The organism is Bradyrhizobium sp. TM102, assembly GCF_009176685.1.
Taxonomy (GTDB): Bacteria; Pseudomonadota; Alphaproteobacteria; order Rhizobiales; family Xanthobacteraceae; genus Bradyrhizobium; species Bradyrhizobium ottawaense.
The window spans coordinates 1838927-1855982 of the sequence record NZ_AP021855.1 but is presented as its reverse complement, the minus strand read 5'-3'; the positions used below and the strand labels follow the sequence as shown (position 1 = coordinate 1855982).

17 protein-coding genes are annotated in these 17056 nt (G+C 63.8%); 2 read left to right on the top strand and 15 right to left on the bottom strand.

Annotated elements, in window-relative coordinates; translation table 11 throughout:
- Nucleotides 1–25: 25 nt before the first annotated feature.
- The 8 genes from ybgF to tolQ form a co-directional block, all read right to left on the bottom strand.
- Nucleotides 26–1090: a tol-pal system protein YbgF gene (ybgF, locus tag GDN70_RS08695; RefSeq protein ID WP_152102394.1), complete on the bottom strand. Its 1065-nt coding sequence runs from the start codon at nt 1088–1090 to the stop codon at nt 26–28.
- A 204-nt stretch (nt 1091–1294) separates the two neighbouring features.
- The gene (gene pal, locus GDN70_RS08690; RefSeq protein WP_018317777.1) at nt 1295–1783 is read right to left on the bottom strand and encodes a peptidoglycan-associated lipoprotein Pal; all 489 of its coding nucleotides are present in this window, start codon (nt 1781–1783) and stop codon (nt 1295–1297) included.
- Between the two features lie 305 nt (nt 1784–2088).
- On the bottom strand, nt 2089–2829 hold the full coding sequence (locus GDN70_RS08685) for a hypothetical protein (RefSeq protein WP_028140318.1): 741 nt from the start codon (nt 2827–2829) through the stop codon (nt 2089–2091).
- Between the two features lie 190 nt (nt 2830–3019).
- A complete protein-coding gene (locus tag GDN70_RS08680) occupies nt 3020–5350 on the bottom strand; it encodes a bifunctional diguanylate cyclase/phosphodiesterase (protein WP_038974611.1) in 2331 nt (776 codons plus the stop codon).
- A gap of 252 nt (nt 5351–5602) precedes the next feature.
- Nucleotides 5603–6949 carry a Tol-Pal system beta propeller repeat protein TolB gene (gene tolB, locus GDN70_RS08675; RefSeq protein ID WP_028140320.1) on the bottom strand — a complete coding sequence of 449 codons (1347 nt, stop codon included), beginning with the start codon at nt 6947–6949 and terminating at the stop codon, nt 5603–5605.
- A gap of 42 nt (nt 6950–6991) precedes the next feature.
- Nucleotides 6992–7951 (bottom strand): hypothetical protein, encoded by a 960-nt coding sequence (locus tag GDN70_RS08670; protein ID WP_028140321.1) that lies wholly within the window; start codon nt 7949–7951, stop codon nt 6992–6994.
- A gap of 3 nt (nt 7952–7954) precedes the next feature.
- A complete protein-coding gene (tolR, locus tag GDN70_RS08665; RefSeq protein WP_028140322.1) occupies nt 7955–8404 on the bottom strand; it encodes a protein TolR in 450 nt (149 codons plus the stop codon).
- A 43-nt stretch (nt 8405–8447) separates the two neighbouring features.
- Nucleotides 8448–9164: a protein TolQ gene (gene tolQ, locus GDN70_RS08660; protein ID WP_018641591.1), complete on the bottom strand. Its 717-nt coding sequence runs from the start codon at nt 9162–9164 to the stop codon at nt 8448–8450.
- Between the two features lie 523 nt (nt 9165–9687).
- Here tolQ and GDN70_RS08655 point away from each other — a divergent pair.
- A complete protein-coding gene (locus GDN70_RS08655) occupies nt 9688–10206 on the top strand; it encodes a DUF2231 domain-containing protein (RefSeq protein WP_152102393.1) in 519 nt (172 codons plus the stop codon).
- A gap of 92 nt (nt 10207–10298) precedes the next feature.
- Here the strand turns inward: GDN70_RS08655 and GDN70_RS08650 are convergent, their stop codons facing one another.
- Complete coding sequence (locus tag GDN70_RS08650) at nt 10299–11063, bottom strand: serine acetyltransferase (protein ID WP_152102392.1); 765 nt, start codon at nt 11061–11063, stop codon at nt 10299–10301.
- Nucleotides 11064–11383: 320 nt separating this feature from the next.
- On the opposite strand from GDN70_RS08650, the gene GDN70_RS08645 reads away from it, so the two are divergent.
- Nucleotides 11384–12547 (top strand): acyl-CoA desaturase, encoded by a 1164-nt coding sequence (locus tag GDN70_RS08645; protein WP_095426681.1) that lies wholly within the window; start codon nt 11384–11386, stop codon nt 12545–12547.
- 90 nt (nt 12548–12637) lie between these two features.
- On the opposite strand, the gene GDN70_RS08640 is transcribed toward GDN70_RS08645, so the two are convergent.
- From GDN70_RS08640 to GDN70_RS08615, 6 genes are all read right to left on the bottom strand, one after another.
- On the bottom strand, nt 12638–13402 hold the full coding sequence (locus tag GDN70_RS08640) for a peptidoglycan-binding protein (RefSeq protein ID WP_083859298.1): 765 nt from the start codon (nt 13400–13402) through the stop codon (nt 12638–12640).
- A gap of 44 nt (nt 13403–13446) precedes the next feature.
- A complete protein-coding gene (locus GDN70_RS08635) occupies nt 13447–14340 on the bottom strand; it encodes a peptidoglycan-binding protein (protein ID WP_152102391.1) in 894 nt (297 codons plus the stop codon).
- A 401-nt stretch (nt 14341–14741) separates the two neighbouring features.
- Nucleotides 14742–15233, bottom strand: coding sequence for a DUF2852 domain-containing protein (locus tag GDN70_RS08630; protein WP_038948384.1), 492 nt, complete (start codon nt 15231–15233; stop codon nt 14742–14744).
- A 122-nt stretch (nt 15234–15355) separates the two neighbouring features.
- Nucleotides 15356–16096: a TetR/AcrR family transcriptional regulator gene (locus tag GDN70_RS08625; RefSeq protein WP_038970904.1), complete on the bottom strand. Its 741-nt coding sequence runs from the start codon at nt 16094–16096 to the stop codon at nt 15356–15358.
- Nucleotides 16097–16225: 129 nt separating this feature from the next.
- Nucleotides 16226–16591, bottom strand: coding sequence for a YciI family protein (locus GDN70_RS08620; RefSeq protein WP_028140329.1), 366 nt, complete (start codon nt 16589–16591; stop codon nt 16226–16228).
- A gap of 58 nt (nt 16592–16649) precedes the next feature.
- Nucleotides 16650–17054 carry a YciI family protein gene (locus GDN70_RS08615; protein WP_028140330.1) on the bottom strand — a complete coding sequence of 135 codons (405 nt, stop codon included), beginning with the start codon at nt 17052–17054 and terminating at the stop codon, nt 16650–16652.
- Nucleotides 17055–17056 lie beyond the last annotated feature (2 nt).

Sequence of the window (17056 nt, the reverse complement as noted above, 5' to 3'; positions counted from 1 at the left end):
CATCCGCGTTGTCAGGACCCCGACGTCAGCACTTCACCCGTTTCTGCTCGCGGTCGACCGCGGCTTTGACGCCGGCGGAGGCGCGCGGATATTTGCGGCCGACCTCGCCGAAGGCGGCGCAGGCGGCCTCCTTCTCCTTCAGCGCGGCGAGCGACTGGCCGAGCCGCAGCAGCGCATCCGGGGCCTTGGCCGATTTCTCGTATTTGGTGGTGACGGCGAGGAAGGCTTCCGCGGAGTCCCGATATTGCTGGCGCTGGAAGTAGCTCTCGCCGAGCCAGTATTGCGCGTCGCCGAGCAGCGGGTCGCTCGGATATTTCTGCGTGAAGTTCTTCATGGTCTGCTCGGCGAGCGCGTAGTCCTTGCGCTGCATGTAGCCGATGCCAAGGTCGAACTCGTCGCGCGGCGTTGCCGAGGGCGGCAGCGTGGTCAGGCCGGCGCCGCCGGCGGGCGCGGGAGAGCCGGATTGGGCCGGCGGATAGCCGGGCTGCGCGGCCGGGGGAGCGGCCTGCTGCTGATAACGGGGGCCGGTGTTGGCGAGATCGAGCGGCTCGCCGGCGCCGCGGCCGCCGGGTGCTCCCGACGGCATCGGCTGCGGGCCGCCGCCGAGCGCGCGCGGCGCACCCGGCGCGTTCGGGTTCTGGTTCGGATCGAAGGCATCGCCGCGACGGCGCGTGCCGGGAGCGCCGGGCGCCGGCTGCTCCTGAACGATCGGCGCAGAAGCCGCGCTCTGCGGCTGCTCGTAATTCGGTTGCACGGCCTGCTGCTGCGGCTGCTGGCGATAGCCGGGCACAACCTGACCTGGTCCGACCTGGGCGGACGGCATCGCCGCGACATTGGGCGCCTGTCCGGGCGCGCCTTGGGCGCCGCCCTCGGGCGCCCGCAGCCGCTCTTCGAGCTGGCGGTTGCGGTATTGCAGCTCTTCGTTCTGGCCAGTGAGCTGGCGCAGCTGGTTCTCCAGCCGCTCGATCCGCATCTCGGGATCGGCATCATCCGACTGCGCAAAGACCGACTGCGCAGTTGCGGGCGAACACAAAGAGAGCAGCGCGACGGTTGCCACGGTGCCGGTAATTGCCTTGAATTTCGATGACATCTTGCCCTGACGACAAAAGCGACGTGGCCCACGGCGGACCATTCGCCGCGCCACATAATGAGGAAGGGAGTACGCCAAAACCGTGACTTGAACCAAGGGGTTTTAGGTCACGGTTTGCTGAAACGAAACCGGCGCCCGAGAGGGCGCCGGCATAATCGGTTTTGGAAGATGAACGGCGCCTGACTGAGTGTCAGTATCTCGGCGTCAGGAGCTCGCGTTCAGCACGGTGACGGCACGGCGGTTCTGCGACCAGCAGGAGATGTCGTTACAGACGGCGACCGGCCGCTCCTTGCCGTAGGAGATCGTGCGCATGCGGTTCGGATCGATGCCGCGCGAGGCCAGGAACGAACGCACCGACTGGGCTCGCCGGGCGCCGAGCGCGATGTTGTATTCGCGGGTGCCGCGCTCGTCGGCGTGGCCCTCGACGGTGAAGCTGTAGCGCGGATAGGTCTGCAGCCACTGCGCCTGCTTCTCCAGGGTCACGATCGCCTGTGGGGTCAGATCGGTCTGGTCGCTTTCGAAGAACACGCGGTCACCCACGTTGACGACGAAATCCTGCTGACTGCCAGGTGTTGCCGCATTGGCCATCGCATCCGTCGCGGCATTCTTGTTGGCGCAGGCGCCCATCGACAGCGCGACGGCGAGCACCGCGACCAGCTTCAATCCCTGGAGGATACGCATAGGATGTTTCATTCCGGAGCCTCCACGCTCACGTTAGTCCACTGCTGTCCGGTCTACAGGGGGTTGGTTAAGCGAACGTTCCGTCAACCTTGACGGAACCTTGCCTCAGCCGATCAAATGCCCCCAACCAGCGAAAAGCACCCGTCATGGTTAATGGGTTGTAAATGTGGCGCGAGGGTGAAGGCAAGCCGCGGCGGCCGGCAAAAACCCGGCTTTCGCCGGAATTTTGGGCCCAGGGCGCGATGCGTGGCGACGCGTGACGGGTAAGGGGCAGAGCCCAGGCTCAAACCTGGAGCCGCATCCACGCCATCGCCGACTCAGGCGTGCGCGGCGTCCGCGTGCGCAGCGTCCGCCACGAGCACCGGCCGCTGCGGCACCTGGCGCTGGCCGCCGCGCCCGAACAGCATCCGCCGCTCGAAGGCAGTCGACCGCATGATAGGATAACGCTCGAACACCTTCTTGCGGAAGGTCGGGAAGTCCGCCGCCATCAGTCCGAACGGCTTGGTGAGGCCGGGAACCAGCCGCGGCTCGGCGATGGTCTCATGCAGGAACACCCGCCGGTAGAAGGCCTGATGCTCGGGGCGCACGATGGCGAGGCCGAGATCGGCATTGAAATGCTCACAGGCCATGTAAGCGAGACGCGTCGTCAGATAGGGCAATTCCGGGACCCGCTTGACCTGGTCGGGATCGGCGACGAAGCGGGTCGGGTCGATCATGACCTCGCCGCGATCGAGCCGCGGCAGCAGGATGTCCGGGAAGACATCGGCCGAGGTGGACTCGCGCCATTCCGATGTCAGCACGCTGATGCGCACCGAGCTGCAGAGTTCGCCATGGAGATAGACGCCGAAGGTCCACGCGTTCGGCAGCTCGTCGTAGCGGTCGGTCACCCGCGCATCGGCGGAGGGCTTCACCGCGCCTTCCCGCAGATAGGCGCGGTAGCGGAGATTGTAGATCTCCTCCTTCTCCGCGACGGTTTCGGCAAGATGATAATCGACGTCGGTCAGAAGCTCTGCTCCCCGTCCAACAGCCGAAATGACAGATCTGGCTGAGGACTGCATTCCAACTCCTTAAACACACTCACGTCGCGGCATTCGAAGGCAATTCCTGCAAGACAACTTACGCGCGCGCCATGATTTATTAACACCTTCTTAACAAGTATGCAAAGCAATCGAAGGGTTAGGGTTAACCTCCGTAGCACTACGGTACCCTGCAACAGTCTGAAATGATGGGACGTTCCGAGAAACGGAGTTAAGCGAAGGAGCGCGAGCTGGCGACGTGGAGCTGGCCTTCGCCGCGCCGCCCATGCGAGGCGTTGAGCAGCTGGCGCATCCGCACGGCGGGCACCGGACGGCTGAACAGATAGCCTTGCGCCTCGGAGACGGTGCCGTCGGCGCTGATCAGATCGAGCTGCTCGTTGGTCTCGATGCCCTCGACCACGACGGCCATGCCGAGATCGGCGGACAGCCGCGCCACGCCGCGCAACAGCGTCAGCGGGCGGTCGGTGTCGATGCCTTCGAGGAAGGAGCGGTCGATCTTCACCTTCTGCATCGGGAAATTGTGCAGATAGCTGAGGCTGGAATAGCCGGTGCCGAAATCGTCGAGCGAGATGCGCACGCCGAGCGCATGCAATTGCGACAGGATGTCGTGGGTCAGCTGGGTGTTGCGCAGCAGCGAGGACTCGGTGATCTCGATCTCCAGCCGATGCGCCGGCAGGCCCGACACCTCCAGCGCGTAGCGGATTTCGCTCAGCACGTCGCGCTGGTGGAATTGCTGCGGCGAGAAGTTGACGGCGACGCTGACGCCCTCCGGCCACTTCATGCATTCCATGCAGGCGCGGCGCAGGATCCAGCGGCCGAGATCGACGATCAGGCCCATGTCCTCGGCGACCGGGATGATGTCGATCGGCGAGACCGTGCCGCGCACCGGATGATTCCAGCGCAGCAGCGCCTCGCAAGTGGTGATCTTGCCGGACTTCAGATTGACCAGCGGCTGGTAGAACAGCTCGAATTCCTCGTTGGCGAGCGCCTTGCGCAGGTCGAGCTCGAGGATGCGGCGGGCCTCGACGGTCGCCGCCATCTCGTCGCGGAAGAAGCAGAACGTGCCGCGGCCGTCGGCCTTGGCACGGTACAGCGCCATGTCGGCGTTCTTGAGCAGCGTATCGGCACTGGCATCGCCCGGCGAGGTCAGCGCGATGCCGACGCTGGCGCCGATCTCGACCAAATGATTGTCGATGCGGTAGCGCTCGCTCAGCCGCTCGACGATGCGGCGGGCCAGCGCGGCGGCGTCCTCGGGCGAGGAGATGTTCTGCTGGAACACGACGAATTCGTCGCCGCCGAAACGGGCGACGAAATCTTCGGGGCGCAGCATTTCGCGCAGACGGTTGGCGACGGCGCACAGCAGCTGGTCGCCGCAGGGATGACCGAGCGTGTCGTTGACCTGCTTGAACTGGTCGAGGTCGACGAAGAGCAGCGCGGAGAGCCGCTCGGCATGATGCGAATTCTTCAGCAGCCGCTCGATCTCGTCGTGAAAGCTGACCCGGTTGGGCAGCGCCGTGAGCTCGTCATAACGGGCGAGATGGCTGATGCGGGCTTCCGCATTGGTGCGTTCGGTGATGTCTTCCAGCAGCAGCACCGTGCCGCCGCCGGTCATCGGCTGGAACGTCCAGGCCAGGGTGCGGCCGCGCGAGGAATCCGGATCGGCGGTGACGATCTCGCAGATCCGCGCATGCTCGATCTCGGCCAGGATGTGGTTGCCGCTCTCCGCCGAGATCGACCCGGCGGAAACGCAGGCCGCCGCGATATCGGCGGCAGTGGCGCCGCGCTTGACGAGGTCCTCGGGCAAGGCCATCAGCTCGCCGAAGCGGTGGTTCATCACCGCAAGGCGGCCGTCGGCGCGGAACATGCACAGCCCGTGCGGCATGTTGTTGAGCGCGGTGTCGAACTGGCTCGCCAGCGCGGATTCGCGGAAGCTCGAGGTCAGCGCCTTGACGAAGATCGCATGCAGGCTGAGGTTGATGTTCTTGAGCCCGATGAAGAAGAACACCAGCAGAATGGCAAGACCGATGTGGTAGAAGCCGCCGTGCAGCAGCAAGGCGAGCGACATCGGACCGCAGGCCAGTGCGACGTGCCACTGGATCACCCGGGGCTGCCCGTAATTGCGGGCGGCGCCGCCCGCGGTGTAGCCGATGCCGATGGCGACACAGAGCATGTCGGCGACCGGATCGTTGTTGTTGTAGATGACGACGAAGGCCCACACACCGAGCACGGCCGCATAGCTCAGCGCGCCGATCCAGTAACGCGGCTCCAGGTGCTTGGCCTCTTCGAATGACAGCACCTCGGTGCGGTTTTCATATCCGCGCATCTGGAAGGCCCGCGCGGTGCCGATGGCAATCAGCAGGAATGCGAGCGGCCACAGCCAGACGTCGCCCGTCTTCAACGCAGTCATCACCGCGGCCACGGCCGCGGAGGCCGAGCCGAGGAAGATCGCCCAGAAATTCTGCACCATGGAGTTGATGAGAGCGGCGTAGAGTATCGGCTCCAGCTCGTCTCGATCACTCTGCTTCTGGTCGGCCAGTTGCATTGGCTTGTTACGCGTCCTGTTTGGCGCGTAGTCTTACCCAGCCCAGATGAAGTCTTTCTGAGGGAACATCGTTAAAGTCGAGTTGTTTTTCGGTATCAGCGAACCGATTTCCGCTTAAATATCAAGCAACTAGGCAAGCCTTGCCGGGCACAAGGTGAAGGAAGGCTTGCTTTGCGCAGAAAAGTCGAAAAAATCGGCGCGTTTTTCGACAACATCGCGCGTCTGAACGCGCGATGTTTTAGCGCTCTCTTGTCAACCCGCCGTCGAGGATAACAGCGGCGACCATGCCGGGTCGGAGGCGAAGCCGGGCGTCGGCACCTTGAGCTCGTTGCGGCCGGAGATGTCGACGCTGTACAGCGACGGCCCGCCATTGCCGCCGGGATCGCGGAAGAACATCAGCACGCGGCCGTTCGGCGAGAAGGTCGGGCCTTCATTGTGGAAGCCGGAGGTCAATAGCCGCTCGCCGGAGCCGTCGGGCTTCATGACGCCGATCGAGAATTGCCCGCCGCCCTGCCTGGTGAAGGCGATGTAATCGCCCTTCGGCGACCATACCGGGGTCGAATAGCTGGCGTTGGTATCGTCCTTGGAGAAGGAGATCCGCTGCGCCTGTCCTCCGCCCGCGGCCATCACATAGATCTGCGACCTGCCGCCACGATCGGACTCGAAGCAGATGCGGGTGCCGTCCGGCGAGTAAGACGGCGAGGTATCGATCGCCGGCGTGTCGGTGAGGCGCGTGGTCGAGCGCGAGCGCAGATCCATCACGAACAGGTTGGAATTGCCGCCCTGCTGCAGGCTCATGATGACGCGCTGGCCGTCCGGCGAGAAGCGCGGCGCAAAGGTCATGCCCGGGAAGTTGCCGACGATCTCGCGCTGGCCGGTCTCGATGTTGAACAAATAGACCTTCGGATCGCCCTGGCCGAACTCCATATAGGTGATCTCTTGCGAGTTCGGCGAGAAGCGCGGCGTCAGCACGAGGTCGGAGCCGCGGGTCAGGTAGCGCACATTGGCACCGTCCTGGTCCATCATGGCGAGCCGCTTGACGCGGCGCTCCTTCGGACCGCTCTCGTCCACGAACACCACGCGGCTGTCGAAATAGCCCTTCTCGCCGGTCATCCGCTCATAGATCTGGTCGGAGATGATGTGGGCGATGCGGCGCCAATATTCCGGCGAGGTGAAATATTGCTGTCCGGCGAGCTGCTGGCCGGAGACCACGTCCCACAGGCGAAATTCGGCCTTGAGCCGTCCATCTGATTGCCGCGTCATGCGGCCGGTGACGAGGGCCTGCGCGTTGAGCGTCTTCCAGTTCTGGAATTGCGGCGCGACGTCGATGTTGCTGATGCGCTCGATGAAGGCGGCCTGGTCGATCGGCGCGAACAGGCCCGAGCGCTTCAGATTGTTGGTGATGACCTGAGTGACGCCGTTGCCGACGTCGCCGTCGGACGGCGAGCCCGGCACGAAGCCGGTGATCGCGATCGGGATCGGCTGGAATGCCGTGGGATCGATGCGGATGCGGCCGTCCTGGCCTTGAGCGAGGGCACGTCCGCCCCCGAGCATCGCGAGCGTTGATCCGGTCAGGGTCATGAAGCGGCGGCGGTTCATCGATCGGACGTCATTCATTGCAAAAATTCTTTTGTTCGGATGTCACAACATATCTTTCAGGCCGAAAGTCATCGGAATGAGCTTCCAGCTCTCGTACTGCTGCTTCGGCATGAACGCGTAGACCTGACACTGCACGATGGCGCGCCTGGCGCTCTCCGCCACCGCCTGGGCGATCGACCGCGACGGCCCCCTCACCGCGACCACGATGGGTTCGGACGCCAGCGATCCGTCGATCTTCATGGGAATGTCGATGTCGGCTTCGTACTGGTCGGCGTCCTGCCCGTTATAGGTCGGCGTGAAGCAGCGCTTGACCGCGGCCTGGAACGCACCGCGCCAGGTCGCAATGTTGTTGGCGGCAGTGCCGGTCGCCGATCCCAGCGAGGCCGAGGCGTTCAGCGCCGTTCCCGTGAGCTCGTGCCGGGTCGCGGCACGCTTGTCGAGGTCGCGCTGGATCTGCGCGGGATCGAAGCTGCGCTCCTTGGGCTTGGGCTGCTGCTGCGGCTGCACCGCCGCAACCTTCTGCTCCACGGGCTTGGGCGGCGGCTTCTTGGTCTCCAGCTTCTTCTGCAGCTCGGCGATCGGATCTTCCTTGGCCGGATCAGGCTTCTTTTCCTGCGGCTTCGGCTCTTCCTTCGGCTTCGCCTCGGCCACGGGCTTCGGCGGCTCGGGTTTCTTCTCCACCGGCTTCTCGACCGGCTTCGGCGGCGGCTCCGGCTGCGAATTGGTCTTGATCAGTTCTTTCTTCTCGGTGACCTTGCCGACGGCGTCTTCCTCCGGCTTGGGCTCGGCGATCTTCTCGACCTTGGGCTTGGGCTCTTCCTTCTTGCCGGTCTTTTGCCCGGCCATCATCTTCGCGAGCTGATCGGTCGAGATGATGTCGATCGGAAGTGACTCTTCCGGCGCGACGTAGGCCTTGCTGCTAAAGGTGACCAGCCCCCATCCCAGCACGAGGACATGCAGGGCAATCGACGCAACGAGTGTCTTGTCGACCTTCACCTTCACGGCCTACCCCTGATCCGCTTCCGTGACGAGGGCGAGCTTCTTGAATCCGGCGCCGGACAACTGGCCCATCACCCTGGCCACCGTGCCGTAATCCGCCTTCTTGTCGGCGCGCAAATAGATGCGCTCCTCGAGCCCGCCGCGCGCGTCGGTGATTGCCTTCAGCTTGGGTATCAACTCGTTGATCGCGATCTCGGCGTCGTTGATGAACACCTTGCCCTTGATGTCGATCGACATCTGGATCGGCTTCTGGTCGTTGTTTTCGAGGCTCTTGGCCTGGGTCTGCGGCAGGTCGAGCGGCACGCCGACCGTGAGCATCGGCGCCGACACCATGAAGATGATGAGCAGCACCAGCATCACGTCGACCATCGGCGTGACGTTGATCTCGGCCACGACGGGCTTGCGCCGGCCGCGGCGGCCGCCGCCTCCGGACGAACTCGCAACGTTCATCGCCATGATCGCGTGCCCAAATTGCCCTTCACACTATACATGCCGTCCGTCAGCCCCGCTCGTCGATCTGACGCGACAGGATGGCGGAAAATTCATCGGCGAAGCCTTCCAGCCGCTGGGCCTGCCGGTTCACCTCGGACGTGAACTTATTGTAGAAGATAGTGGCAGGAATGGCGGCGATAAGGCCGACCGCGGTCGCAAACAGCGCCTCCGCGATGCCCGGTGCCACCACCGCCAGAGAGGTATTTTTCGACGCCGCGATCGACTGGAAGCTCGACATGATGCCCCAGACCGTGCCGAACAGGCCGACGAAGGGACCGGCGGAGCCGACGGTCGCAAGCACCAGCAGCCGGCGTTCCAGCCGCTCGACCTCACGCGCGATCGAGACGTTCATGACCTTGTCGATGCGCATCTGCAGGCCCGCGACCGAGCGGGCGTGGCTCTCGAAGGAGCGCTTCCACTCGCGCATCGCCGCCACGAAACAGGCCGCCATCGAATGCGTCGGCTTGGCCGAGAGGGTGCGATAGAGCTCCTCGATCGATTCGCCGGACCAGAACGCCTGCTCGAAACGGTCCATCGAGCGGCGGGTGCGGGCAAACAGGAAGATCTTGTCGATGGCGATCGCCCAGACCCAGACGGAGCAGGACAGAAGTCCCAGCATCACCGCTTTCACGATCCAGTGAGCCTGCCAGAACAGCGCGATCAGCGACACGTCCGCGGAAGCGGCAACCGGAAGGGCTGACTGAGCCACGTCGGCCGGATTCATAAGCAGTATCCTCTCAAGGCGATCGTTACCCGATGTACCGGCCAGCAAATGGCTGCCGGTTCCCCAATGGCCGCGCTAGCACCGGCGCGGCCGGCAAGCCCGCTCAAAGCCTTGTCTTTCTGGGTGCAGGGGCTCGTCCAGAGCCGGCCGTCTGCATTCCCTGCCAAGATGTCAAAACTATGGGCCTTTGGCCCCGGGCCTTGACGGTCCCTGGCTTCGGGCTTTGGGCGCGATTGTCCGCCCTTACCAGAGCCCGGCGTTGGTTAATGCGGGGTTACCAGGGGTGAATTTGGTTGCCGGAAAGGTAGGTGGCGCAGGGGGATGGGCGGACAGGCCTAGTCCGTGTCCCGGACCCGGGATGCGGCGTGCATGTGCGGTGAGATGGGCCCCGGCTCAGCAGCGCATCGTCAAAGAGACGCTGCGCTGCGTCCGGCGCACGAGAGTTCCGCGTGTCCGTGCGACCGGAGGAACCAGCCCTCGCCCGAAAAATTGTCCCAAAAATCACTTTCCGCGAGGTGTTGCCATGACCATCAACCCCAAGACGACCGCCGCCATCGGCGATCACCCGCTCCACCCCATGCTGATCCCGTTCCCGGTCGCATGTCTGGTCGGCGCGCCCATCGCCGATCTGGCCTTCATCGGAACCGGCGACAATTTCTGGGCCAGAGCCGCGATATGGCTGATCGGGGCTGGCATCGTCACGGCGCTCGTCGCGGCTGTGGCCGGCTTTACGGACTTCTTCAGCGAGCCCCGCATCCGCCGCCTCAACGATGCCTGGTACCACATGGTCGGCAATCTCGCGGCGGTCGTGCTGGCCCTGATCAATTTCTACCTGCGCTACGCGCAAGGCGCCGAGGCTGCGATCAAGCCGTGGGGCGTGGTGCTCTCCCTGATCGTGGTCGGCATCCTCCTGTTCACGGGATGGAAGGGCTGGGAGATGGTCTATCGTCATCACGTCGCGGTGCTGGATGCGCCGGGCCAGACCAGCTCGGAGCCGGTCATGCCCCAGCATGGCGGCGAGAGCCATCGCCGCGCCGCCTGAGGCAACGGGATGTCGCCGGGGCAGACCTCGGCGACCCTGCCTTTGCGGCTGATCGGGCCGCGCTCCGCCGCATCTCATGACGTGACGGTGCCTCAGGCCGCCGAAGCGGGCGCGGGACAATTGGTCAACCGCGCAGGATTTCCAACCGCGGTGCAGCCGCCGGGAACGTCGGAAGTCACGACCGTGTCGGCGCCGATCCTGGCGAAATCGCCGATCCGGATATCGCCCAAGATGGTCGCGCCGGCGCCGATGAAGACGCCGCGGCCGATACGCGGCGAGCGCGTCGGCAGTTCGCTGCCGCGGCCGATGCTGACATTCTGGAGAATGGTGACGTCATCGCCGATCAGCACATTGGCGCCGATCACGATCCCGGTGGCGTGGTCGAGATACACGGACGAGCCGATGCTGGCCGCCGGGTGAATGCTGACCTGCAGGACGTTCGCGGCCTCGTTCTGAAACAGCAGCGCCGCGTCGCGCTGGTCATGACGCCAGAGCCGGTGCGAGACGCGCCAGGCTTGTAGCGCCACGTAGCCCTTGAAATGCAGCAGCGGCAGCAACAGGCCGGCGACGGCGGGATCGCGGAGCACGATCGCCTGCAAGTCGCGGCCGGCCGCTTCGATCAATTCCGGCGCGCCACGAAAGGCGTCGATAGAAAAGGCCGTGAAGCGTGCCTGCCCGGCGGCGTTGCCGCCAAGCCTGCGCCCGATCAGATCGGCCAGAGCCGCGGCAAAACTATCATGCGCCAGCACTGCATCGGCAAGCGACTTGCTGAAGACGGGATCGGATTCGCACACGCGCTGCGCCTCCGCGCGTATGTTCTGCCAGAGGCGATCATTCGTTGCGGTCGCAGCTGCCATCAAGGCCGCCTCCGGTGCTTTGGTGCTTCCTTCACGTGTCGAATATAGGCCGCGGACGACCCGCGCGCCACGCGGCGGCCGCCGTGACTACCTGAGCACCATGCCGCAGCTCCCCGTGAGGCTACGAGCTTGCATGCCAGCCATCCGCGCCCATATATTCAGTCGGATTTTCGGCTGATGCTGCTTTAGCCGGGATGACACGCAAAGCAGCTCGCTCAAGCCCCGCGGTGGTCCGCCATCCGCGGGTTTTTCGTACCCGGCAGCCCTCGGTGCTGCCGATGCAAATTCCGGATCCCCGTTACCTGAGGTCACGCTGAAACATGTTGCCCAACGCGCCCGCCGACGACCACCACGACGACGTCATGTACCCCTCCGCCATACCGTTCGTGCTGGTCCATCTCGGATGCTTTGCGGCGATCTGGTCAGGCGTCACGTGGCAGGCCGTCGCGATCTGTGGTGCGCTGTATGTCGTTCGGATGTTTGCGATCGGCGCCGGCTACCACCGCTATTTCTCCCATCGGGCTTTCGCCACCGGCCGCGTGTTTCAGTTCATCCTGGCCTGCCTTGCGCAAAGCACCGCGCAGAAGAGCGTGTTGTGGTGGGCGGCCAAGCATCGGCATCATCATCTGCACTCCGACACCGAACTGGATGTGCATTCGCCGCGTCAGCGCGGTTTCCTGTACAGCCATCTCGGCTGGATCTTTTACCGGGAGCACGACGCGACCGATCTCGTGAAAGTCGGCGATCTCACGGTTTATCCTGAGCTGATGTGGCTGCATCGGCTGGAGCTGCTGCCGGCCTTCGTGCTTGCAGCGCTCTGCTTCCTGGTGGCCGGGTGGTCGGGTCTGATCGTCGGCTTCCTGTGGAGCACGGTGCTGGTCTATCACGCGACCTTCTGCATCAATTCGCTGGCCCATGTGCACGGACGCAAGCGCTACGTGACGGGCGATGATTCCCGCAACAACTGGCTGCTGGCGCTGCTCACCATGGGCGAGGGCTGGCACAACAATCACCACGCCTATCAGAGCAGCGTGCGGCAGGGTTTTCGCTGGTGGGAGATCGACGTCACCTATTACGTGCTGACGGTATTGTCCTGGTTCGGAATCGTCTGGAACATGAAGGCGCCGCCCGAACAGGTGCTGCGCAATGAGCAGCCGCTCGGCGCCCGCGTCATCAATCGGGCCGCCCGCGAGCTTGCCGGGCGGTTCGACGCGCCGAAGCTTGCACATGCGATCTCTTCGGCGCTGCACCGGGCCGACCCGACCCAGCTGCAGCTGCCGACGCTGCACGACATCCTCAATCGCGCGCATGACGGCGTCGACGCGCTGACACACCTGCATCTGCCGAAGATACCGACCCGCGAGGAGTTTCTCGCCGAGGCCAAGGCGATGTTCGCACGAACGCGATCGCTCAACGAGATCGTGGATCACGCCTACGAACAATTCCTGGCTTCGGTTCACGCGCAGCTGGCCACCGCGCGCTGAAGCTGGCGGTCATGCGATGCAGCCCGGCGCCAGTCATGCCGCCGGGACGCCTCCGTCGCGCGCGGAGCAGGTGGAAGAGTCCGCCGATCCCTAGAGTTCGATCTTCAACCGTTTTGCGGTCTGCGGTCCTACCTGTCCGTCGACAATGAGTCCTTTGGTCGCCTGAAACGCTGCGACCGCCGCCACCGTCAGGTCATTATATTCACCGTTGATCGGCCCCGGATTGAACCCCAGCTCTTTCAACGCGCGTTGGATGTCCCGAACGACGGACGCCTTCATATTCGGCTGCCCAAGCGCATACAGCTGGCTCGGCTCAACCAGGTCGAGTGCTCCACCCGCCGCCCCATACGTGAAGTTCGGCAGCAAGACGCCGGTATCCCAATTCCGGCCCGACACCTTGCCGCGACGAACGCCATAGGCCGTTCCCATCGCCTCCACGGTGCCGCCCTCGCCGTCGCAAACGACGATGTGCCCCATCATGCCCGGTCCGGGCGGATAGCGGAGAAGAATGCCTCCCACCGTAGAGGCTGCCTGCCGCCACGGCACGCGCTTTCCAAGTTTTTGTGAATCGCTCTTCCAGGCACCGGTATAGGCCTCGACCGTTGCTGGATTGCCGTTGTCGTCGACGCATCCGTACAGGAATCCACCGACCTGCCACACCAACCAGGACATGAACTCCGCGCAGTCCCATGGACCGTGCCAGTTCTTGTTGTTCTTGGGAACGCAGACATTGACGTATTTCTCGCCGATGCGGGACTCGGCCAGCTTCAGCATCTTTTCGCCGTCGGTCATGCTCAATTCCTTCTGCGTAATGAAACTTGCTAAAATTCGGCCCTCAATAATCGAGACATCCATTTGCGAAGCTCCGGCGACCTTCGCGCGTCACAGGCGGCACGCTCTCAGGGGCGCTCTGAAGCCGTCCGGGAATTCAGGCGGAGATTCAACGCCGCCTGCGTCACCACGCCTGCATTTCCATCGACCGGGATCTTGGCGTGGTTTTGAAACCACTCGACCGCCTGCGCGGTGGCGGGACCATATCGTCCATCCACGACAAGCGCCGGCTCAGCCCCGAGATCGTTCAGGGCCTCCTGAAGCTCGCGCGTTTCGTCCGACGTGGTTGCGGCTTTCCAGGCCACCTGGTTCGCGCCGCTCTTGCCTATTGCGCTCCACACGACCTCGAAGAGCTCCGTGCGACCGCTCAGGCCGTTGTAGCCACCGTTGATGAGCCGCGTGATTGTGCGGATATCGTTCCGATCCGCATATGCGTTCAGGCCTCCCTCATTCCATTCGTGAAGGGCGGGAAGCAGAGCCGCTTCGGGTGAGACAATCAGATCCGGGTTATTGTAGAAGTCCACGCCTGCGAGTTTGCCCATGCGCAGGTAGTTGGCGCCGCCAGTCGTCTGCAACAGGCCGCCACCGCGATATTTGTATCCGTCTCCTTGCTTGGTATTGCCGAGCTCCTTCGCCTTCTTCGGATTGCCCAGTCCGTAGACGCGCTCGGCCAAGGCACGATCATTGTTGAGATATTGATCGACCTCGTCGGGCCGGATGGCCGCGCTATGATGGCCGATGCCGAAAATCTCGAGAAGTCGCGCCGTGGTTTTGTATTTGAGGCTCTCGAACAGAACCGTACCGCGGCCGGTTTCATATAGCGCCTGAGCCAGGAAGTGCGCGATGCGAAGCGGAGTGTTGATCTTGAAGCGGTCGAAGATTTCGTCGCCGTCTTCAAAAGCCTTGAGGTAATTGGGATAGCAGCGAGGGGCTACCTTCCGAACGATCGTTACGATCCGCACGAAAATACTCCCTAATATTCAGCCAAATATCATCGATTGAAAAACGTCCGAAGATTATGCGCAACACCCTTTGGTTGCAAGAGGAGATTCGATTTTCCGGACAGGCCGCATCGCCGCAACTTAGCGACATTCGCAGCAACGTCCGGTCTAGTGATTGTCAGTTGCTATCTCGATAAATTGCAACCTGCATCTCGCGACAGGGCTAGCCGCGGCACAACGAGCAATGCGAGCAACGATGACGGCCGAAGCCCGCCGATGCCTCCTCTCGCGCACGCGAGAGATTGAAGCAAGATCCCAAAAACCAAACCGCCCGCCTGCGGGTTGCGCAGACGGGCGGCTCGGGGCCATCAGGACTTTGGGGGCATGCGCCTGAAGGCTTTGAGAGGTGTCAGCCTTGAAGATCAGCCCTGCTGCTGGTCGGTCGGCGGCGGGGTCGGACGCGTCTTGTGCTGCGCCATGAACTGGTCGAACTCTTCCTTGTCCTTGGCGTGGCGCAGACGGTCGAGGAAGTTCCTGAACTCGACCTGCTCCTCCTCGAGCCGCTGCAGCGTTTCCGAGCGGTACTCGTCGAAGGCGCGGTTGCCGGAGGACGGCGGGCCGAAGCCGAAGCCGAAGCCGCGGCGCTCCATGCGGCCGCGCATGCGGTCCATCTTGTACTGCATCTTTTCCATCTTGTTCTGCCAGCGATCCTGATGGCTCCAGCACGACATTCTTCTGCTCCCGAGTGTGAAAAAGAGAAGGGCAAGTCCGATCGGCCACCAGATGATGAAGCCGAGGATGGTCACGGCGATCCAGCCGGGATGCCAGGGCGTATCGAGCATGCGGGGACGCTCGTATTGTTGGTATTGGTCCGAAGGGCCGCGCCAGCGATTAACGTCAGCGGTGTAGGCCATTTCCCATCTCCATCACGGCACCAGCGCCGTTGTGAATGTAAATAACATTTACATAGCTAGACCATCCGGCGATTTTGTCAAGCTGGCCGCCAGACACGCCCACGTGATTATTTTGCGCAGTTTTATTTCGGCTTGCCCCAGGGACCAGCCGGCGGCACGCCTGAACTGGAGGACGCCTCCGGCGGCACCGGCGGCGGCTCGGCGCCCTTGCCTGCAGGACGGCGGTCGGTCGGGAAGCCGAGGCCGCGCAGATAGATCAGCACCTCGGCCTCGAGCAGTTCGTCCGGCGACATCGGCAGTTTTCGTCGCGCGGCGTCCCCTCGGGAGAACAGCGAAGCCACGCCGTGCGCCATCGACCAGATGTGCAGCGCCATCATCATCGCCGGCGGCCGCGGCCTACCCGGCGGCGTCAGCGCCGCGAGCCGCTCGGCTGCAGCGCGAATGATGTTGAAGGCGCGTTCGCTGGCGGCCTGAAGTGCGGGATTGGCGTCGACGGGCACGCCCGATTCGAACATCGCGTTGTAGAACGCGGGCTCCTCACGGGCGAAGGCGAGATAGGCTTTGCCGACGCGCTCGAACGCGGTGACTGTGTCGGGGCGTCCGTCGTCCCAGGCCGCGGTCAGGCGCTGCTCGAACTGCTCGAAGCCGCGCTGGGCAATCGAGGACAACAGCTCGTCACGGTCGCGGAAATGCCGATAGGGCGCCGCTGCGCTGACGCCGGCCATGCGTGCGGCATCGGCGAAGGTGAAGCCAGCCGCGCCCTTCTCGGCGATCAGCCCGAGAGCGGCCTGCAACAGGGCTTCCTTCAGATTTCCGTGGTGATAGCCGCGCTCGGCGCGGCGCTGCTCCTTGCGCCAGCTCATGTGAACGATCTTTACATGAGCCGGCGGTGAAGGTCACTAGCAGGAATCGGGCGTGATTAACCCCGTACTTTCACGGGCGATGCCGGCCCGGAGCGACGGCATCACACCCGCAATTGGCCTCGTCCGCAGCTACATCTGCGGAATCGGCAGCACGGGCATGACCTCGATCGCCTCGCCCGGGAAGATCGCAAAATGCGGATGGTTCTCGAACAATTTTGCAGCTTCCTCCTGCGAGGCGGCCCGCACCACCGTGAAGCCGGTCAGCGCATTGCTGATCTCGGCAATGCCGCGTCCGTCGATCCGGCGGGTCTTGCCGAGCGGGCCGCCCAGCTCGACGATGACATCCTTGTGCTTCTCGACCCAGCCGTGCCAGGCGGCCATGCCTTCGCGCTCTTTTGCCTTCCGTTCAGCCTCGGGCATCGCATGCCAGGCCTTCATCTTTTCGCCGCTCGTGCTGCCGAGATAGACGGCGAGGAATTTATGTTCGGTGCTCATCGGTTCTCTCCTTGCTGATTGACTGACGACAGACGCGATTTCATCGCGATCGCTGTGGCTACCTCTTCAGGTCGCCGAAACCGGCCGCGGCCTCCTGCACGTTGGGCGGAAAGTCGCTCATCTCCTGGACTTGCCGGATCTCGATGATCTCGTTGGCCGAAGCTGGACACTTCTTCGCCCAGGCAATCGCCTCGGCGCGCGAGGCAACCTCGATCATCCAATAGCCGCCAAGGACTTCCTTGGCTTCAGTGAATGGGCCGTCGGTCACGACAGGCTCGCCGGTCGCAAACGAAACCCGCGCGCCCATCGACGGCGGATGCAGGCCATCGAGCGTGATCAGCACGCCCGCGTCCTTCAGCGCCTCGTTGTAGCGCATCATCGCCGCGACGCGCTCGGGATCGAGCTGGACGTCCGGCGGCGCGGCCTCGTAGCCGAGCGGGATCATCAACATCATGAATCGCATGG